This is a genomic window from Pseudarthrobacter sp. C4D7 (assembly GCF_013359725.1).
GTDB lineage: Bacteria > Actinomycetota > Actinomycetes > Actinomycetales > Micrococcaceae > Arthrobacter.
In genome coordinates, this window is the sequence record NZ_JABFMW010000006.1 from 70,823 (window position 1) to 90,636 (window position 19,814).

17 protein-coding genes are annotated in these 19,814 nt (G+C 68.0%); 7 read left to right on the plus strand and 10 right to left on the minus strand.

All coding sequences use genetic code 11. The features are described 5' to 3' along the window. Positions 1 to 22: 22 nt before the first annotated feature. From HNO81_RS06700 to ribA, 4 genes are all read right to left on the minus strand, one after another. Entirely contained in the window at positions 23 to 619 is a 597-nt protein-coding gene (locus HNO81_RS06700; protein WP_175317361.1) for a hypothetical protein, read from the minus strand. Then, positions 609 to 911: a hypothetical protein gene (locus HNO81_RS06705; protein ID WP_175317362.1), complete on the minus strand. Its 303-nt coding sequence runs from the start codon at positions 909 to 911 to the stop codon at positions 609 to 611. Before HNO81_RS06705 ends, HNO81_RS06700 begins: the two co-directional genes overlap by 11 nt. A 132-nt stretch (positions 912 to 1,043) precedes the next feature. Then, positions 1,044 to 1,982 (minus strand): 5'-3' exonuclease, encoded by a 939-nt coding sequence (locus tag HNO81_RS06710; RefSeq protein ID WP_175317363.1) that lies wholly within the window; start codon positions 1,980 to 1,982, stop codon positions 1,044 to 1,046. 60 nt (positions 1,983 to 2,042) lie between these two features. Further along, positions 2,043 to 3,899 (minus strand): GTP cyclohydrolase II RibA, encoded by a 1,857-nt coding sequence (gene ribA / locus HNO81_RS06715; protein WP_175317364.1) that lies wholly within the window; start codon positions 3,897 to 3,899, stop codon positions 2,043 to 2,045. Positions 3,900 to 4,089: 190 nt separating this feature from the next. Between ribA and HNO81_RS06720 the strand changes: the two genes are divergently transcribed. Then, entirely contained in the window at positions 4,090 to 5,412 is a 1,323-nt protein-coding gene (locus HNO81_RS06720) for a BNR-4 repeat-containing protein (RefSeq protein ID WP_175317365.1), read from the plus strand. A 72-nt stretch (positions 5,413 to 5,484) separates the two neighbouring features. On the opposite strand, the gene HNO81_RS06725 is transcribed toward HNO81_RS06720, so the two are convergent. Both HNO81_RS06725 and HNO81_RS06730 read right to left on the minus strand, forming a co-directional pair. Beyond that, positions 5,485 to 7,485 carry a VWA domain-containing protein gene (locus HNO81_RS06725; RefSeq protein ID WP_175317366.1) on the minus strand — a complete coding sequence of 667 codons (2,001 nt, stop codon included), beginning with the start codon at positions 7,483 to 7,485 and terminating at the stop codon, positions 5,485 to 5,487. Between the two features lie 14 nt (positions 7,486 to 7,499). Continuing rightward, positions 7,500 to 8,888, minus strand: coding sequence for a sigma 54-interacting transcriptional regulator (locus tag HNO81_RS06730; protein ID WP_175317367.1), 1,389 nt, complete (start codon positions 8,886 to 8,888; stop codon positions 7,500 to 7,502). Positions 8,889 to 9,067: 179 nt separating this feature from the next. Between HNO81_RS06730 and HNO81_RS06735 the strand changes: the two genes are divergently transcribed. Beyond that, positions 9,068 to 9,697 (plus strand): MSMEG_4193 family putative phosphomutase, encoded by a 630-nt coding sequence (locus HNO81_RS06735; RefSeq protein WP_175317368.1) that lies wholly within the window; start codon positions 9,068 to 9,070, stop codon positions 9,695 to 9,697. Between the two features lie 58 nt (positions 9,698 to 9,755). Next, complete coding sequence (locus HNO81_RS06740) at positions 9,756 to 10,457, plus strand: SCO1664 family protein (protein ID WP_175317369.1); 702 nt, start codon at positions 9,756 to 9,758, stop codon at positions 10,455 to 10,457. On the opposite strand, the gene HNO81_RS06745 is transcribed toward HNO81_RS06740, so the two are convergent. Further along, a complete protein-coding gene (locus HNO81_RS06745; protein WP_175317370.1) occupies positions 10,454 to 11,236 on the minus strand; it encodes an SGNH/GDSL hydrolase family protein in 783 nt (260 codons plus the stop codon). The two genes, HNO81_RS06740 and HNO81_RS06745, sit on opposite strands and share 4 nt — an antisense overlap. Positions 11,237 to 11,386: 150 nt before the next feature. After that, entirely contained in the window at positions 11,387 to 12,211 is an 825-nt protein-coding gene (locus tag HNO81_RS06750) for a DUF1206 domain-containing protein (RefSeq protein ID WP_175317371.1), read from the minus strand. A 177-nt stretch (positions 12,212 to 12,388) separates the two neighbouring features. Here HNO81_RS06750 and HNO81_RS06755 point away from each other — a divergent pair, with 177 nt between their 5' ends. The 4 genes from HNO81_RS06755 (at position 12,389) to HNO81_RS06770 (ending at position 17,779) form a co-directional block, all read left to right on the plus strand. After that, a complete protein-coding gene (locus tag HNO81_RS06755; protein ID WP_254703349.1) occupies positions 12,389 to 14,962 on the plus strand; it encodes an excinuclease ABC subunit UvrA in 2,574 nt (857 codons plus the stop codon). 46 nt (positions 14,963 to 15,008) lie between these two features. After that, positions 15,009 to 15,878, plus strand: a complete 870-nt coding sequence (locus HNO81_RS06760; RefSeq protein WP_175317373.1) for an SDR family oxidoreductase — start codon at positions 15,009 to 15,011, stop codon at positions 15,876 to 15,878. Between the two features lie 220 nt (positions 15,879 to 16,098). Further along, positions 16,099 to 17,532 (plus strand): flotillin family protein, encoded by a 1,434-nt coding sequence (locus HNO81_RS06765; RefSeq protein ID WP_175317374.1) that lies wholly within the window; start codon positions 16,099 to 16,101, stop codon positions 17,530 to 17,532. Between the two features lie 7 nt (positions 17,533 to 17,539). Next, positions 17,540 to 17,779: a hypothetical protein gene (locus HNO81_RS06770; protein WP_175317375.1), complete on the plus strand. Its 240-nt coding sequence runs from the start codon at positions 17,540 to 17,542 to the stop codon at positions 17,777 to 17,779. 31 nt (positions 17,780 to 17,810) lie between these two features. Here the strand turns inward: HNO81_RS06770 and HNO81_RS06775 are convergent, their stop codons facing one another. Further along, complete coding sequence (locus tag HNO81_RS06775; RefSeq protein WP_175317376.1) at positions 17,811 to 18,842, minus strand: aldo/keto reductase; 1,032 nt, start codon at positions 18,840 to 18,842, stop codon at positions 17,811 to 17,813. A gap of 15 nt (positions 18,843 to 18,857) precedes the next feature. Next, positions 18,858 to 19,751, minus strand: a complete 894-nt coding sequence (locus tag HNO81_RS06780) for an SMP-30/gluconolactonase/LRE family protein (protein WP_175317377.1) — start codon at positions 19,749 to 19,751, stop codon at positions 18,858 to 18,860. Positions 19,752 to 19,814 lie beyond the last annotated feature (63 nt).

Here is a 19,814-nt window from a genome sequence, read left to right on the forward strand (position 1 = left end):
GGGAAGCACTGCCTGGCCGGGGTCAGTGTTTGCCCTTGTCCTTGCCCTTGCCTTTGGCTTCCTTCGCAGTGGTGGACCGCTGCTGGCCGTGCGCATCAGGGCCGGGCGCAGGTGCGGGGACAACCACGGGAACAATGGGGTCCACGGATGCGGGCACGTCCTGCACCGCCGCCTCAGGGGCAGCCACCGTGGCCGCATCCGTGGCTTCCGCAGAGTCAGGCACCGCGGCAGGTTCGGAGGCAGCCGCCGCGGCCATCCGGCTGGTGATGTCTTCCCGGACAGCTGCCAGCGCGTCCGTAATGCCGACGTAGCGGGCAGCCGAAACCTGGCCGCCGGCTGCCGCCGCATTAAGGTCCTGTTCAAGGGCCTGCAGCGCAGCCAGCGCCCCGTCCATCCTGTTCTCCGAGGCAGCCTGGCTGATGCTGAGGACGCGGATCTGGAAACCGTGCAAGACGTCGTCGTCCATGCTTCCGGGACGGACGGCCGCCGCCCCCGCAACGAGGGCGGCAATGAGTGCACAGCTCAGGATGATCAGGGCACGGACCCGGCGCCGGCGTGGAGCGGGAGTGGACGCTCCCTCCGGCGCGGGTCCGGCCGCTTTCTGCGCGTCAGGCGGCATGCCTGCCCCGCAGGGGGACGGTGGACGCGGAACGGACGGGCAGGACTGAAACGGCGGCGGCGTCGACTGCCGGTGGCAGCATGGGCGCGCCGGGTGCCTGCGCAACGGTCCGCATGATGATGAAGCGGGCGCCTGCCCGGAGAGCCATAGACAACATCAGGCCGATACCTACGCCGAGCAGGACGTGGCCCACGAGGTAGTTCCGGGAAGCGCCGGGTCCGCCCAGCGCGGCCACGGCCGCGCCGCCAACGGTCAGCATCAGTGACAGGGCCGTACCGAATATTGCGCCCATGGCTCCTGCTCCCACCTTGTTAATCAGCAAGCTTACTAGTTATGCTCAGCAAGCTTACTACCAGGCGGGCCGGAAGCAAGACTCCGGGCGTTCCCCGCCGGGGGCGGCGCCGTTATCCCGGGCGTGTGGCGGCTAGCCCCGCCGGTCCAGTGCGGCGAGCAGCCGGCGGACGGAGCCGCCCAGGTTCCATTCCGCGGCCAGCTGTTCAAGTTCCGCTCGCCGGTCGCCGGTCACCGGCTGCAGCAGAGCGCCTGCCTCCTCAAGGGAGGGCAGCTTGAGGTCCCGCGCCAGGCGGACGACGGCGGGGGCTGCTTCAAGGTAGGCCGCGGCGGCGGCAAGCTTCGCCCGGACAGGGCCCGCGACTCCGCCGTCGTCGGCCGCCGCCGCCTCCAGCAGCCGTTCCAGGGTGCCATGCTTGAGCAGCAGCGACGCGGCTGTCTTCTCGCCGATCCCGGTCACGCCGGGCAGCCCGTCCGAGGCGTCGCCGCGCAGTGTGGCGTAGTCCGCATACTGTTGCGGCAGGACCTTGTACTTGGCCACCACGGTCTCTTCGGTCATGACCTCAAGGTTCTTCATGCCGCGCGCCGTGTAGATCACCCGCACCCCGCGGCCGTCGTCGCACACCTGGAAAAGGTCACGGTCGCCGGTAACAACATCCACCGGCAGGCTGGCCTGGCTGGCGTAGGTGCCCACCACGTCATCGGCCTCGTATCCGGCGGCACCCACAATGGCGATGCCGGCCAGCTCGAGCATGCGGCGGATCATGGGCAGCTGCGCTTCCAGGCCCTCAGGCACCACTTCGATGTCCGTGCCGCCGGGGACTGCCCGGGCCACCCGGTGGGCTTTGTAGGTGGGGACCAGGTCCACCCGCCACTGCGGCCGCCAGTCGTCGTCCCAACAGGCCACCAGGTGGGTGGCATGGTAATCCACAGTGAGGCGGGCGATCATGTCCAGCAACCCGCGGACAGCGTTGACCGGCGTCCCGTCGGGGCGGCGGATGGTGTCCGGCAGGCCGTAGAAGGCGCGGAAGTACAGGGAGGCAGTGTCGAGCAGCATGAGGCGCTGGGGCATACCTCGATCCTCACATGGAAAGGGCCGAACCGGCAGCAGCCCGGATGCCGTCCGTGGCGCCTAGAAGGACGGCGCCGCGATTCCCAGGCCCAGGAGTCCCCGCCCTGCCTGCTCCAGGATGGGATCGATGCCCAGTGTGGGATGGTTCAGGATCACGCCGACATCCCGCTGGATGCGCTGGAGCGGGTGCGCGAGCCGGTGCATGCTGCCGCCCGAACCACCCACCGCCAACCGGACCGCCTCCTGCGAAGCATCGGCGCTGAGGGCCAGCGAGAGTCGGAATGACGCGCGCGGCGACTCAGACATTCCCGCGTCGGCATGGCCCTCCGGAGGCAGCAGGGACAGTGCAGCCTCCCAGTGCTGCTGCGCAGCAGCCAACGCCCCTGACACCCTGGCAAAGCGGGCCTGGGCCAGGGCAGAATCAGCCTGGCGCACATTGATGCCGTTTTTTGTCTTTGGCACCAGCAGCTGCTCCCGGAAGAGTTCCACAGCGTACTCGGCGGAGCCCAAGGCCGCAGCGGGCGCCACGAGATTGAGCAGCGTTGCCATGGGCGCATGGATGAGCGGGTCATGGTGGACCAGGCTGCCGGGGTTTTCCGGGCTGCTGAGCAACGCCCACTCCGCCACCCGGTGGCCGGGAACAAAAAGTCCGTCCGCGCGGAGGTCGTTGCTGCCGGTTCCCCGCAGCCCGTCGGTGTGCCAGGCGTCCAGCAGGTCGAGTTCGGCCACCGGAACGAGCGCCTGCATCCGGGTGCCGTCGAGGTTCACGGCCAGCAGGGCCCACTGCGAGTGCATGACGCCGGAGGCGAAACTCCAGTGTCCTGAGATGGCGTATCCGCCGGGGACTTTCCATGCCCGGCCCGGCGGGGCACTGGTGGCGGCCGCAAGGGGAACCTGACCACCGGCGAAGACCTCATCCTGCACCGCACGGGGCCACCTGGCCAGCATCCAGGCATGTTCGGCGAGGTGCCCGGCAGTCCAGGCCGTGGAGGCGCATCCCCTCGCAAGGACCCTGACAACTTCACCGTAAGTCCGGGCTCCGAGCCCGTAGCCACCTGCACCCACGGGCGCCAGGATGCGGAAGACGCCGGCGTCCTGGAGTTCCTGCACCGTCGAGGCGGGCAGCCGGCGCAGCCGCTCCGTTTCCTCCGCCCGGGCCCGCAGTCCCGGGACCAGCGCGGCAGCCCGGGCCGGCATGTCCGGCCGGGCCGCCTCGGGCCCGGCCGTAGGCTGCGGTGCATGGTCGACGGCGGCCTGGCCAAGTTCCAGCGTATGGCCGGTGCGGTCGCGCTTGGCGGCGAGGTACCGGGAGTTGGCAGCCGACAGGTGGACGCCGGTGGGAACCTGCTGCTGGATGCCAATACCCAGTGCAGCCAACTGGTGGGCCTTGTCCGGGTTGTTGCTCAGCAGCCGTACCGTGGTGGCGCCAAGGGTGCTGAGCATCTGGGCTGCTGCCGTGTAGTCGCGCTCGTCTTCTCCGTGCCCCAGCGCGAGGTTGGCGTCGTAGGTGTCAAGGCCCTGGTCCTGCAGCGCATAGGCGTCAAGCTTGGAGTACAGACCGATGCCCCGGCCTTCCTGCCGGAGGTAGAGGAGGAAACCGCCGGCGGCGGCAATCTTCTCGACGGCTTCCCTGAGCTGGGGGCCGCAGTCGCAGCGCTCACTGCCAAAGACATCACCGGTCATGCACTCGCTGTGCAGCCGGACCAGCGGTGCCTTGCCGCCATCGAGCAGCGCCTGTTCCCAGCCGCCCAGGGCCAGCAGGAGATGTTCCCTGCCGTCGGCCAGCCCGTGGAACGTCATGACGTCCGCGGAGGCGGCGTAGCCATCGGGAAAGCGCAGGGGGACGCTCACACGGGTACGGATGACAGCACGAGGCAGGTGGCTGTTCAGGGGCAGTTCATGGGTTGCTGTCGTCATGAGGAACTTCCGTCGACTGGAGAGCATTGATTGAAGGTTAAAGTGAAGATACGCCCTTTTAGTTCAAGCTTCAAGTAATCAGACCGCGGGGGCCTGGGCCGCGCCGCACTGCCACCCCGCACGGTGGCCGCCAGATACGGCGCGGCGCTGGCCCATTGACCCTACGGATTGCATCGGCAAGGATGTTGGAATGCCCTTTCCCAATGATGCTGCAAGCGCCCTGCCTGCGGGCACGGCCATAATCAACGACAACGGAGCGTGGTGCTGGTTCCAGGACGAGCGGTGCCTGGTCGATCCGGCCTCCCGCACCCTGCTGGTGGGTTCAGTCGCAGCGCCGGAGGGTCCACACGGTGAAAGCCGGGGCGGGAACATCGAAGTGGCCGCCCTCGATCTCGCCACGGGCCAAAGCACCGTCCACGTCCTGCACCGGCAGCTCGAATCCGATGACCACAACGCCCCGGCACTGCTGATCAGGCCGGACGGCCGCTACCTGGCCATGTATGCCAAGCACAAGACTGACAACTACTCCCGCTGGCGGGTCTCCACGCGTCCCCACGACGCCTCCGAGTGGGGGCCCGAACAGCAATTCGATTGGACTGAACTGGCGGCCGGCCGCGGCGCCACCTATTCCAACCTGCACCGCCTGGACGCGGAGTCCCGGGTATACAACTTTGTCCGCGCCATCAATGACGACCCCACCCTCATGGTGTCGGGCGATGACGGCACCACGTGGCGCTACGGCGGAAAACTCTTCACCCGGCCCAAGGTGGGCTACGTCAACGGCTACACCCGCTACGCCGGCAACGGGGAAGACCGCATCGACCTGATCACCACGGACCACCACCCGCGGGATTACAACAACAGCATCTATCACGGCTATATCCGGGACGACGCCGTGCATGACGCCCAGGGGCGGGTGGTATCCAAGCCACTGATCGGCTCGGCCGGCATCGACCAGGCGGCTCTCACCACCGTCTTCGAGGCTGGAACCATCCTTGGCGGGGACGTCCTCACCCACGCCTGGACGGTGGACCTTCGCGGCCGTGGCACCCACTTGGCCGCCATCATCAGTTGCCGGGCCAACGACGTCAACGGAGTCCTCACGCGGGACCAGGTGCTCGACGTCGATGACCACCGCCTGCTGTACGCCCGCTTTGACGGCACGGTCTGGAGGGTCAACCCGCTCGCCGCAGCCGGTTCCGCGCTGCTCCCCCACGAGCAGGACTACACCGGCCTGGGCGCCGTGGACCCTTACAACCTGGACCTGGTCTACGTGTCCACGCCCGTTGATCCCCGGACCGGCAGCACAACCCCCCGGTATGAGATCTACCGGGGCCGCACCCGCGACGCCGGCGCCACCTGGGAGTGGGAAGCCGTCACCTCCGGCTCGACGGTGGACAACCTTCGCCCCATGGTGGCACCCGGGGACCCCGGGGTGCACGCCGTCTGCTGGTTCCGCGGAACCATGGGCTCCTCCCAGGCGTACGGGACTGAAGTGGTGGTGCTTACCTGATCCAGGCGCGCTGGGCGTATTGCCGGAGCATGGTGGCAGGCCAGGTATCCGCCATCGCCACGCTCCCGGCGGTCAGAACCAGTCACCGTCTGCATAGGCGCTGCGGACGTGGACGCGGAGGTACTCTCCCACCACGGCCGCTCCAAGATCCCCCACGTCCGGCGCCACGACACGGCCCTCCACACGCTGGGCCATCCGTTGGATGAACCGCTCCAGGCCGGGGTCGTTGCCGAGGCGGAAGAAAGTGGCCTGGACGCCGGCCCGCCCAAGGCGGTCCAGTTCGGCAACCGTGGCGCGGATAGTCTCCGCGTCCGGCGGCCAATTGAACCAGGAGTCCCCGTCAGGCAGGAGGTGCGCCGTGGGTTCGCCGTCCGTGACCACCAGCAGGACGGGCTGCATGGACGGGTGCCGGCGGAAGAAGCGGCCGGCCAGCAGCAGGCCGTGATGCAGGTTGGTCCCCTGTTCGCGGAGGGCGGGCAACGCCGTAAGTTCGCCGATATCCATGGTCTGCGCATAGCGGCCGAAGGTGATCAGCTCCAGCCGGTCACCGCGGAAGCGGGTGGACACCAAGTGGTGCAGTGCCAGCGCGGTCCGCTTCATGGGAACCCAGCGCCCTTCTGCCGCCATGGAGAAGGACACGTCCACCAGCAGGGCCACGGCGGCCTGCGTGCGGGCCTCCGTTTCCGAGACTTCGATGTCGCCCACCGCGAGGCGCAGCCCGCCGGCCGGGTCACCGCCGCCGGCCATGGTGCGCCGGATGGCGTTGGTCATGGTGCGCGTGACATCCCACGGCTCAGCGTCCCCGAACTCCCACTGCCGGCTGGAGCCCGTCTGCTCGCCTGCGGCACCGGCCATCCTGGTGTCACGGCTCCCCTGCCTGCCTGACAGTTGCCTGGCGGCGTCGCGCAGCAGCGACTTTCCCAGCCGCCGCATGGCTTGCGGGGACAGCCGGAGGTCGCCGTCGGCGCCCCTGCGAAGGTAACCGCCGTCCTGAATGGCCCGTTCGATCTCCGCGAGGGTACGGGCACTCACGGCGGCGTCTTCGCCCAGCTGGCGGGCCAGCGCGTCCAGGTCCAAGTCATCGAGCCGGGAACCGTTGTAGGACTGCGAGAGCTGTTCGGACAGCTCGTCGAGTTCGGCGATGTCCTGCAGAACGCCGGTGCCGTCGCCCAGCCCCAGGCCCTCCTGCCCTTCAAAACGTTCCGAGCCGGTCCAGTCCTCCCCAGGACGCAGGGCCTGGAGGGTGGCGTCGAGTTCGCTGAGCTGGGCCATCAATTCGGGCGAACCAAAGGCCCGGGCGGACAGCCGCATGAGTTCATCGCGCTGCTCCGGGGACATGGACTGCAGGAGCCGCTGGGCGGCGGCGGCGCGCTGGGCGAGGGCATCCACCATTTCCTCCACCGATTGCGGATTCTCCGGAAAGAACTGGCCGTGCTTGGCCATGAAGTCCTGGAAATCTGCGTCGGTGTCCTCCCCGCGCCGGTGTTTGCCCAGCAGGTCGTTGAGGTCCCGCAGCATACCGTTGACTGCCTGCCGGTCCTCGTCAGTGGCGCTCTCCAGCGCCTGCTTCATGCCCGCGAAGCGCTGCTCGAGGACCTCGCGGCCCAGCAGGTCCTTGATGTGTTCGTAGGCCTCCCGTGCTGCGCTGGATTGCCAGTCGTAGGATGCCAGCTCGTTGACCGCAGCGGCAGTGGAGGCCGGGAGGTTCTGCAGCTGCATCTCCCTGAAGGCCCGTTCGGAGTTGTCCATCATGGCGTCCCGGGCCAGCTGCTTGCGCTCCTCCAGCACTGCAGTGTCCAGGAGCTTCTTCACCTCGTCCAGGGTGCCATCCAGCCGGTGCCGGCTGAGCAGGTCGCGGCGCCGCTCCTGGACGCGCCGGGCAAGGTCATCCAGGCCGTCCCGGTTCCGGCTTCCGCGCCGCAGGAATTCCCGCAGGGCGTGTCGTGGCGAATACCCGGCCATGACGTCCTCGGCGACGGCGTCAAGGGCTTCGGCAAGGTCGACGGGCGGGGCGAGCGGATCCGGTCCGCCGGTATACCGGCCGTACTTGGCGGACCGCTTGTGGATGGCCATGGTGCCTCCTGTGCCTAACCGTAGATGGTTTCCTCGTCGTCGGATTCCTTGGAGATCCGGCGGCCCAGGTAGAGGCCTTCCAAGGCGAGTTCGACGGCGGCGGCCAGCTGCCCGTCGTTGGCTGCACCCAGGCGCCGGCCGATTTCGTCGTACAGCCCCGAGCCGTCCAGGGACGGCAGGTTGCCCAGGAACTCCTGAGCCGTGACCTGTTCACCCGTGGTGACGGTCCGGTGCCCGTCCAGCGCCGCCACCAGCGGCCCCATGTCCAGCCCCTGGAAATGCGCCCTGACCGCTTCCGCAGTGGCGGTGCGCAAGAGGTGGTCAAGGACGCCCTGCTCCCGCCCCTCCTCGCCGGATTCGAACTCGATCTTGCCCGTCAGCACCTCCACAGCCGGCTCCAGGTCAATAATCCTGGCCACCGCCTGGTCCTCGCCCCGCAGGCTGGCCCGGCGCAGTGCGGCCGCGGCCACCGTCTCCGCTCCGGCGATGGCGAACCGTGCGGACACGCCGGAGGTCTGGTTGATGGCCGGTGACTGCCTGAGCGCCCGGGTGTAGCGGGCGAGGATCTCCAGGATGAACGGCGGGACGTCCGCAACCAGCCGCCCCTCCTGCCGGATGACGGCCACTTCGTCCTCCAGCTCAAGGGGGTAATGAGTGCGGATCTCCGCGCCGAACCGGTCTTTCAGCGGTGTGATGATCCGGCCACGGTTGGTGTAGTCCTCGGGGTTTGCCGACGCGACCACCAGTACATCCAGCGGCAGCCGCAGGACATAGCCGCGGATCTGGATGTCCCGTTCCTCCATGACGTTGAGCATGGCCACCTGGATGCGTTCAGCCAGGTCCGGCAGTTCGTTGATGGCGATGATCCCGCGGTTGGAACGCGGAATAAGCCCATAGTGGATGGTCTCCGGGTCCCCCAGGCGGCGGCCCTCGGCCACCCGCATCGGGTCCACGTCACCGATCAGGTCAGCGACAGACGTGTCCGGCGTGGCGAGCTTCTCCACGTAGCGCTCCGAACGGTGCCGCCACGCCACCCGCAGCCGGTCCCCCTCCGTCAGGACCCGGGAACGGGACTGTTCGGTGATCGGATCAAAGGGATGCTCGTTCAGCTCCGAATCCTCGATCACGGGCGACCACTCGTCCAGCAACCCGGCAAGCGTCCGCAGCAGGCGGGTCTTGCCTTGGCCGCGTTCCCCGAGGAGGACGACGTCGTGCCCGGCCAGCAGGGCTCGCTCCAGCTGCGGAACCACCGTACGGCTGAAGCCGTACAGGCCCGGCCACGGGTCACGTCCAGCAGCCAGGGCAGCGAGGAGGTTGTCACGGATTTCGTGCCGCAGGTCCTTGTGGACATGCCCTGCCGCACGCAGTTCACCAACGGTGTAGATATCGGGGCGATCAGTCACTCCTCTACGGTAAGCCCGCCCCTGCGGCTAATCGATAGATTCCTCCAGATTCCTGCGCGGCGTCCCAAACCGGCCCCCACGCTGCTACCGCTTCCCGCTCCCCACGCGGCTACCGCTTGCCGCTCCCCACGCCTCGCAGGCTCGGCATGGGGTCCCCTCGCGGCTACGCTTAGACCCAAATGACACAGAGCACATTAATCCTCCTGGTACGCCACGGCCAGACGCCCACCACCGGAACCGTCCTTCCCGGCCGCGCCCCGGGCCTCCACCTGTCCGGACGCGGCCGCGAACAGGCCGACGCAGTTGCCGAACGCCTTGCGGGCCTGCCCGTCGACGCGGTCTATTCATCACCCCTGGAACGGGCACGGGAGACCGCGGAACCCACGGCCGCCCGCACCGGCCGGACCGTCACAGATGAACCCGGCCTCCTCGAATGCGACTTCGGCGACTGGACAGGCGCCGCGCTCGCCGGACTTGCCGCGCTGCCGGAATGGCAGACCGTCCAGCACAACCCGTCCGCGTTCCGTTTCCCCAACGGTGAAGGATTCTCCGGGATGCAGTCGCGGATGGTGGCCACCCTGGAGGATCTTCGGGCCGCCCACCGCGGTGGCGTCGTGGTCTGCTTCTCCCATGCCGACCCCATCAAGGCGGCCGTGGCACACGCCCTGGGCACCCATCTTGACCTCTTCCAGCGGATCATGATCAGCCCGGCGTCGGTCTCGGCCATCTCCTATGCGGACGGCCAGTCGCCGGCGGTGCTCACGGTGAATTCGATGTCGGAACCCCTGAGCGGGCTGAGGTCGCCATGATGGCGCCGGCACCGTCGTCGAACAAACGGCCGCGTGGTGCGGCGGGCTGGGGCCTGCGGTGTCCGGGCGGGAGTTGACACTCCTCACCGGGGGCCGGGTGGAGCTGCTGGGACGCATCATGAGCGGCAGCAACGCCACGTTCCTTGCTGAGCTTTCCTGCGACGGAGATTCTGCGTGGGCAGTATACAAACCGGAGGCGGGAGAACGGCCGCTGGCAGATTTCGACGCCGGCCTGTACCGGCGTGAATGCGCCGCGTTCCAGCTGAGCGAAGCACTGGGCTGGGACATGGTGCCGCCCACGGTGGTCCGTATGGACGCGCCGCTTGGAGTGGGATCGCTGCAGTGGTTCATCGAAGGCGACCAGCAGGAGCACTATTTCACCCTGTACGCGGACGCCCCCGAAACCCACGGTGAACTGGCCCGGATGGCATTGTTCGACTATGTGGCAAACAATACTGACAGGAAAAGCGGGCACGTCATCCGCGGAACGGACGGGCGCATCTGGGGCATCGACCACGGCCTGTGCTTTTCCGCAGCGTTCAAGCTGCGCACCGTCATCTGGGACTTCGCCGGCGACCCCATTCCAGACCACCTTCTTGACGACATCAGCCCGCTGGCCGACACTGTTCCAGCCGAGGTGGCGGAATTGCTGCATCCCGCGGAAGTGGCGGCCCTCCAGCGCCGGGTGCAGCACATGCTGCAGGAAAAGGCACTTCCCGTTGACCGCACGGGAATGCGCTACCCGTGGCCTCTGGTCTAGTTTCCTGACACCCCGGCCTGCGGGACACTTTGGGGTGCCTGGTCGGGCCCGCGCGCGTCCTGGCGCCCTTCGAGTGCGGCCGCAGCCGCCGGCGCCGCCTGCTCCAGGTACGCGCCGATGTGCTCCAGCAGGTATTGCTGCCCCAACACCGTGGGGTGGTCTCCGTCGGGGCCGATCAGGTCGTCAAAGTCGTCACTGATCCAGCCCTCGGCGATGGGATCCACGAACTCACCGCCCGCCCTTGCGGTGGCATTCCTGAGTTGGTCGCTGATGTCCACCAGCCCGGGGTCGGGCTGCGTGGTGTACGACGGCGGGCCCACCACGATCATCCGCGCCTCCGGGGCCAGGGTTTCTGCCCGGTCCAACGCTGCCAGGGCGGCGTCGCCGACGTCGGACGAGGCGTACCCAAGGTCGTTTTCCGAACCGAAGAAGACCACGATTCCAGTATCCGGGGTGACGAAGTCATCAACCTGGGTGCCAAACGTTCCGTTGTAGTCGCCCACGCTGAGGTATCCGCTTCCGTCCTCGGCTGCGTTGACGATCTCCAGGCCGGCCACGTCCGGGTCAGCGCGCATCAGCGCCGGCCAGGCCTGCTGCGGCGACGTGCCGTGGCCGGTGCTCAGCGAGTCCCCCACCACCACCACGCGCACCGGAGGCGCCGCCGCGGACGGGCGTGGCTGGGCTGCACTTCCCGATGTCGCAGCCAGGAGGAGGACGGCCACACCGGCGACCGCCAGGCGGCCGGGATGCACGTGCAGCAGCACTTTACTGTCCTGCATAGTCCCCCTCCCGCGGCCGGTTGTTCTCTTCCCCGTGTCCCATGGTAGGCAATGGTGGGAATACTGTAGGGCTTAGGTGACCAGGACAACAGGATGCACAGCGGTTGCACAGGAACCTTTAGGGCATTAGGTACCCAGAGGTCGGCGGCACTAGAACTTCCCGTACCGTGCGCGCGCCATGGAGTACACGCCAAAGCAGATGAACCCGGCGGCGATGGCGGCGAGGAGGAACACGCCGTACGGTTGAGCGCCCAAGGTCTTCAGGCCACCGTCGAGGCCGGAGGACTTGGACGGATCGGCGGTTACGGCCGCCACGATGACAAGGACACCCACGACGGCGAGCACCACACCTTTGGCTGCGTATCCTATGGTGCCCAGCCACTCCACCACGGTCCGCGCGGTGCCGGGGTCCTGCAGGTCCGCCATGAACTTCCGCGAGATCCCCTTGTAGGCGTAATAGGCTCCGGCCCCGATGACCGCCAGCCCCAGGACCACCACGATCACTACCCCGGCGGGTGCCCCCAGCAGCTTCGCGGTGAAGTCGCTGGCCGACTGGCTGGAGTTCTTGCTGCCTCCGGCGGCGAAGACGGCGAAGGTGAACGCGAGGAAGCCGAACACCACGGCTTTCCCGCCTGCCTCGGCCGCGTTCTTCAGCTTCTTACCGGACTCCTGCTCAGTGCGCGCCCCAACCACCGCCTCGCTGACCATCCAGAGGGCGAGCGCCGCACAGGCAACCGCGCCGGCCCACAGCAGGATTCCGCCGCCCGGCTTGGACGCCAGCGTGGCAATGGCCCCGCTCTGGTCCGCTTCTCCGCCCTGGCCGCCGCTTAGCTGCAGGGCGATGGCGCCGATCAGGATGTGGACCAGGCCGATGAAGACATACCCGGCACGGGCCAAAACGCGCACCGCCGGGCTGCGCCCGGCCGACGCCGCCCCGGATACTGCCCGGTTTGCTCCTTGCGACGCGTTGCCCATGGCCGGCCTCCACCTATGTAGTTGATCTCCTGTTCCCCGGGCGGCTGTGCATGCCCAGCCGGGGAATGCTTCAGTGTAGATCCGTCAGCGCCGTCCCAACAGCTCCGGGAAAGTTCCGGCCCTTCGCCGATGCCGACTACAGTCGAACCGGTGCAAGCCAAACAGAACGAAGAGGAATTGACCACGCTGGATGCAGCCGGATCCGCCGCTGACCACGCCCAGGACGGCTTCGTCCGCGTGCGGGGCGCCCGCGAAAACAACCTGCGGAACATCAGCGTGGACGTGCCGCGGGATGCGATCGTGGCCTTCACCGGGGTCTCCGGCTCGGGTAAATCGTCCCTTGCGTTCGGCACCATTTACGCGGAAGCGCAGCGCCGGTTCTTCGAATCGGTGGCGCCCTACGCCCGCCGCCTCATCCAGCAGGGCCACAACCCCAAGGTGGACCTGATCACCGGGCTGCCGCCCGCCGTCGCGCTCCAGCAGCGCCGGGGAACTGCCAGCTCCAGGTCCACCGTGGGCACCGTCACCACGCTGTCCAACTCCCTGCGCATGCTGTTTTCCCGCGCCGGCAGCTACCCGGAGGGCGCAGCGCCGCTGGACTCGGACGCTTTCTCCCCCAACACCGCAGCAGGCGCCTGCCCGGAATGCCATGGCCTGGGCACGGCCCACACCGTCAGTGAAGCATCCCTCGTTCCGGACCCGTCCCTCAGCATCCGTGACGGGGCGATCGCTGCCTGGCCCGGCGCCTGGCAGGGCAAGAACCTGCGCGACATCCTGACCCACCTGGGCTACGACGTGGACATCCCCTGGCGGCAGTTGCCCCGGAAACAGCGGGACTGGATCCTGTTCACCGAAGAACAGCCGGTGGTGGAAGTGACACCCCAGCGGGACCGCGTGGCCAAGCCCTACAAGGGAAGGTTCTGGAGCGCCAAGAGCTACGTCATGCACACCCTGCTCGATTCCAAAAGCCCCGCCATGCGGGACAAGGTGCTGCGCTTCATGGAAACAGGGCCCTGCCCGCGTTGCGGCGGAACCGGGCTCAGGCCCGAGGCCCTTGCGGTGACCTTCGCCGGGCACACCATCGCCGGGCTCAATGCAGTGCCCATGACCGATCTCGCGAACATCATCCGTCCCACCACCACACTGGCCAGTGCAGGGACAGCGTCCCGGAAGCAGTCATCGGAATCCAACGAAGTTGCTGTGGCGATCACCCGCGACCTGCTCCACCGCATTACCGTCCTGCTGGACCTGGGCCTGGGCTACCTGGCGCTGGGACGGGCGACCCCTACGCTGTCGCCCGGGGAGATGCAGCGGCTGCGGATCGCCACCCAGTTGCGCTCAGGGCTCTTCGGGGTGATCTATGTCCTGGATGAGCCATCGGCAGGGCTGCACCCGGCGGATGCCGAGCCCCTCCTCGCCGTCCTGGACCAGCTCAAGTCGTCCGGCAACTCGGTCTTCGTCGTGGAACACAACATGGACCTGGTCCGCCGGGCGGACTGGCTTGTGGACGTGGGGCCACGCGCCGGTGAGGACGGCGGAGAGGTGCTGTACAGCGGGCCGGTGCAGGGCCTCGATGCCGTGCCGGAATCCGTGACGCGGCCCTTCCTGTTTCCCGGTGGAGGAAGCCGGTCCGAAGCAGCGGCGGCGGACGGCCGCGGCGATGATACCCGGCGTACGGCGTCCGGGTGGCTGGAGTTGCGTGGCGTCAGCCGCCACAACCTCCAGGATCTGGACGCTTCCTTTCCGCTCGGCGTCCTGACGGCGGTCACGGGCGTCTCGGGCTCGGGAAAGTCGACGCTCGTCAGCCGCGTCCTGGCCGATGTTGCCGGCGCCGCCCTGCACAAGGGCGCCGAATCCGGGGCAGGCACACCTGACGGGCAGGAGGAGGACGTCGAGGACCAGGGCGGACCGCTGACAGTGGGCAACGTGTCCGGGCTGGAGCGGATCGACCGCCTGGTGAAAGTGGACCAGAAACCGATCGGGCGCACGCCCCGCTCCAACCTGGCCACCTACACGGGACTGTTCGATGCCGTCCGCAAGGAATTCGCCGCCACGGACGCCGCCAAAAGCAGGGGGTTCGGCGCCGGGCGTTTCTCCTTCAACGTGGCCGGTGGCCGCTGCGAGACCTGCCAGGGCGAAGGCTTCGTTGCCGTGGAACTGTTGTTCCTGCCCGGCAGTTACGGTCCGTGCCCGGAATGCAACGGCACGCGGTACAACCCCGCCACCCTGGAAGTTACGTATCAGGGGATGAACATCGCCGACGTCCTGGGCATGACGGTCACCGCAGCCGCCGGTTTCCTGGCAGACGTACCCGCTGCGGCCCGGGCCCTGCAGACCCTCCAGGAAGTGGGCCTGGGCTACCTCCGGCTGGGCCAGCCCGCCACGGAACTTTCGGGCGGCGAGGCGCAGCGGATCAAGCTGGCCACTGAACTGCAGCGGGCCCGGCGCGGGCACACCCTGTACCTGCTGGATGAGCCCACCACGGGCCTGCACCCTGCCGATGTCCAGCTCCTGATGGCGCAGTTGAACCGGTTGGTGGACGCCGGGAACACCGTGGTCGTGGTGGAACATGCCATGGACGTGGTGGCCGCCGCCGACTGGGTGATCGACCTTGGACCCGCCGGTGGCGACGCCGGCGGCAGGATTGTCGCCGCCGGCGGCCCGGACGCCGTCGCACGTTCCCAAAGCAGCCGCACAGCTCCGTACCTCGCGGAAGCGCTGCGCGCAGCGGGACGCGGCAACGGGAAGTAGGGCAGGCGCTCTTGCCGTAGCGCGTGCAGCGGCGTAGGACAATGGAATGCGTACCCGACCGATGGCGCCCGACCAGGACATCCTTCACGGCCGCGTGGCCGTGGTGACCGGCTCATCGCGTGGGCTCGGGTTTGCCCTGGCCGGCGCGCTGGGCCGCCACGGCGCCACGGTGGTGCTGGCCGCCAGGTCGGACGACGGCGTTGCGGCCGCCGTCCGCCGCCTGCGCGCCGAGGGCATCGCGGCATCGGGCCGGCGCTGCGATACGGCCAACCTGGCAGAGGTAGAGGCTCTCCGGGACGAGGCCCTGGGCCTGGGACCTCTGGACATCTGGATCAACAACGCCGGAACATCGGGGGTTTACGGTCCCACGGCGTGGACGCCGGTCGAGGACTTCACGAACGTGGTGCGCACCAACATCCTTGGCACGTTCCACGGCTCCCGGGTGGCGTTGCCGGTGTTCCTGGAGCAGGGCCACGGTGACCTGGTGAACCTTTACGGCCAGGGCGACCTCGGTCCGGTGGCCCTGCAGAACGCCTACGCATCAAGCAAACGGTGGGTCCGCCAGTTCACGGAAACCCTGCGGCTGGAGGCCAAAGGCACCGGCGTGCGGGTGCACGGCATGAACCCGGGCCTGGTGGAGACCGCCCTCCTGGGGCGGGTGACGTCGCAGGAGGGCTACCAGAAGCGCCTTTCCGGGCTCCAGGTGGTGGTGGGACTGTGGGGGCAGAAACCGGATGAAGCGGCACGGCCCATCGTGGACCTGGTGACCTCCAATGCCGCCGAGTTCCGGTTCCTGACCCGGCGGCGGATGGTCACCCACGGCTTGCGCAACGTCCTGGCCGGCCGCCTGCGCAAGGCAAACAGGATGCCGCTGGAGGTCACCGTACTGGAGGCTCCCGGCCCGTCCCTGCCCTGACGCTGCCCGGTCGAGTCCCGGGCCGCCGTCGGACGCCCACAAGGTTGCCGCAGGCAAATACCGGCCCGGCTATGGACTCTTGGGCGGGGCCCAACCAGACTGTCTACAACAGCCGGCCAGGTGCGCCGGAATAGACGTCACTTTCGATGGGGTCGTTGGGCGGCTGCATCTATTGGGGTTGTACCGTGACGCCGCGCGGCGGCGCCGAAAGGACCTGGTCATGCCGGACTTTGCACCGTTCTTTCCACTGATCGCCATCATCCTGGGAGTCCTCGTTGCCATTGGCTTTGCGTGGGTGGCCACGAAGCTGATGTGGAAGGTGGCGGAGCCAAACGAGGCTCTGATCATTTCCGGACTGACCCGGGGAACCCTGGAAACGCGGGAAGGAATGGACTTCAAGATTGTCACCGGCAAGGGCGCCCTGGTCCTTCCCGGGCTCCAGACGGTGCGGCCACTGTCACTGACGCTGAACGAGACGGAGCTCAAGGTTTCCTGCGTGACCTCGCAAGGTATCCAGGTGATCGTGGAGGGCGTTGTCATTTACAAGATCGGTGATGCGCCGCCCTTCATTGCCAATGCCGCCCGCCGTTTCCTGGGCCAGCAGCCAAAGATGGAAAGCCAGGTTTACAACGTCTTCGAGGGCCACCTGCGGTCCATTATCGGCAGCATGACCGTGGAGGAAATCATCCGCGAACGGGACAAACTCGCTTCCCAGGTGCGCAGCGCCAGCGGCGTGGAGATGGAGAAGCTGGGCCTCGTGGTGGACTCACTGCAGATCAAGGACCTGCAGGACCCCACCGGTTACATCCAGAACATCGCAAAGCCGCATATCGCCCAGGTGAAGATGGAAGCCAGGATCGCCGAGGCCACCCGGAACCGGGAGGCGGCGGAAAAGGAGGCGGAAGCGGCGGCACTGATCGCCGACGCGCAAAGCGTCTCGGCCATCCGGCAATCGGTGGCCCAGGCCAACGCCGAGCGGGCCCGGGCCAATGCCGCCCAGGCCGGCCCGCTGGCAGAAGCCACCGCGCGGCAGCAGGTGGTGGTCCAGGAAACCGAAGTTGCCAAGCTTGAAGCGGACCGGGAAGAGCAGAAGCTGCAGACCAGTATCCGCAAGCCTGCCGATGCCAAGGCCTACGCCAAACGCACGGATGCCGAGGGCCAGAAGGCGGCAGACATCAGCGCCGCCGAGGCCCTGGCCCGCCGCACCGAGCTTGAGGCCCAGGCCAACGCCCGCCGGACCGAAGTAACGGCGCAGGCCAACGCCACGGCGGCGGCAGCCGCGGCCGGAGCCACCAAAGTCACCGGTGAGGCCGAGGCGGCCGCCACCAGGGCAAAGGGCGACGCTGCTGCCTCAGCGATCAAAGCCAAGGCCCTGGCCGAGGCGGACGGCATCAAGGCCCGGGCCGAGGCACTCGCCACCAACCAGGACGCGGTCATCTCCCAACAGCTCGCCGAGAACATGCCGGCCATCATTGCCGCAGCGGCCGAGCCGTTCTCCCATGTGGGCCACATGACCGTCCTGAACGGCGGCGAGGGCGTCAACAAGATGCTCGGCGGAATCCTGGCCCAGGCGGGTGATTACCTGCCGGCCCTCCGGTCCGCGCTGAAGAACGGCAAGGACGCCAAGCACCCACCCACCGCCTCCGGGTCGTAGCAACCCCATGAGAAGGGATGTAGACCGGCGCCTGACCGGGAAGATAGGCCGGGTGACCGGACGCATCGGCCCGGGCACCATCGGAGAAGTCATGCTGCCCTACCTCGGCGGCACCATGGCGTTCCACGCCCATCCATACGACAAGCACAGTGACTATCCGGTGGGCACGGAGGTGTTGGTGATCTACTTCGAGCCGCCGCAGACCGTGTTCGTGGAGGAACTGCCGGACGTCTTGAAGCACATCTAGTGACGCCCGGCAGCGTCCTGCACGCCGGGAACTAGCGTCCGCCCTCCATTTTGCGGCTGCGCTGTTCCTGCGCCATCGGCCCATAGGGGTAGACACCTGCCGCGGGCTGGCTCGCCTCGGTGAGCCGGTTGACCTCGTCCGCGCTGAGGACCAGGTCAGCGGCCGCCATGTTGTCGGCAAGCTGCTCCGTGGAGCGGGCCCCCAGGATGACCGAGGTCACGGCGGGGCGGTCCACCAGCCAGGCAAGGGCCACCTGGGACGGGCTCACGCCGTGGTCGGCCGCGATGCCTTGCACAGCATCAATCACAGTCCACGTGCGGGGATTGTCATTGCGCGCCTTCCAGGCCTCCATGCCGCGGCTGGGATTCTCCCCCAGCCGGGTGGCCCCGGAGGGGCTCTGATCGCGCCGGTACTTCCCGGACAGCCATCCGCCGCCCAGGGGCGACCACGGCAGCAGGCCGATTCCGGCGTCCAGCGCGGCCGGAACGATCTCGAACTCGATGTCCCTGACCAGGAGGCTGTACTGCGGCTGCAGGCTGACGGGCAGGTTCCAGCCCTGGCCGCGGGCCACGTGGACGGCCTTCGTCAGCTGCCAGCCCAGGAAGTTGGAGAACCCGTAATAGGCAATTTTGCCGCGGGTCACCGCATCGTCCAGGAACCGGAGGGTTTCCTCCAACGGCGTGATGGGGTCCCACGCGTGCATCTGGTACAGATCAATCTGTTCCACGCCCAGGCGGCGTAGGGAATCATCCAGGGCGCGGGTCAGGTGCCGGCGGGAGGTTCCGACGTCGTTCGGTGCCGTTCCCATGGGAAAGCGCCCCTTGGTGGCGATCACCGCAGTATCCCGGAGGCCGGGCCGCGCGGCCAGCCAGCGCCCGATGATTCCTTCGGAGACGCCGGAGCTGTAGACGTCGGCGGTATCGATGAAGTTGCCGCCCGCAGCAAAGTAGCTGTCCAGGATGGCGTGGGAAGTCTCCTCGGTCGCTTCCGCGCCGAAGGTCATGGTGCCCAGCGCGAAGCTGGTGACGACGGCGCCGCTGTGGCCCAGGGTTCTGTGCTGCATGGTGTGTCCTCGTGTTCAGTTGCGGGTGGGGGAAACGGTGCGTGCCGCCGCGTCCGTGGTGGTGGTGCGGATCCGGTAGAGGCTGGTGGTGGCGGTCAGGTAAAGGTCCTGCCCGTCGGGGCCGCCGAAACACAGGTTGGAGACGGTCTCGGGCACCTGGATGGTGTGCAGGAGTTCAAAGGACGGCGAGTAGATCCGGACGGACGGGCCGGCCGAGGTCCAGATCCGTCCCTCGACGTCCACCCGCAGCCCGTCTGCCACCGCGCCGTCCTCCAGCTCAAGGGTGCCGGTCCTGGGGCCGCAGTGGCCGTTGCTCACGGCGTAGGTGGCGATCCGCAGGGGAACGCCGTAGCCGCTGCCTGCCGTATCCGCGACGTAGAGGACTGATTCGTCCGGCGAGAAAGCCAGCCCGTTGGGGTGCACCAGGTCCGTCACCACCGGCGTCAGTGCTCCGGAGGCTGGCTCGAAGCGGAACACGTTGCAGCCCCCGTATTCCTGTTCGCCCTCATGCCCTTCCGTTGTTCCCGGAAGGATGCCATAAGGCGGGTCGGTGAACCAGATGCTGGCGTCGCGGGCAACCACCACATCGTTGGGCGAATTCAGCCGGCGGCCCTGGAAGGAGTCAACCAGGCCGGTGACCGTCCCGCCGCTGTCGCGCTCCACCCGGCGCCGGCCGTGGCTGCACTGCACCACGCTGCCGTCCGCGTCGAGGGTGCGCCCGTTGGTGAACTCCACACCGGTTGCATAGTCCTGCGTCACCCCTGTGTCCGGGTGGAACTCCAGGATGCGGTCGTTGGGGATATCGCTCCAACGCACCGTCTGCGACGACGGGACCCACAGTGGTCCCTCCGCCCAGACCGTGCCGGTAAACAAGCACTCCAGCGCGCCCGTCGTTAGTCCGTCACCCATGAAATAGCCCCTTCGCGGTCCAGGTTGCTGCCGTGTCCAGGGAAGCTGGGAAACGGCTTTCCC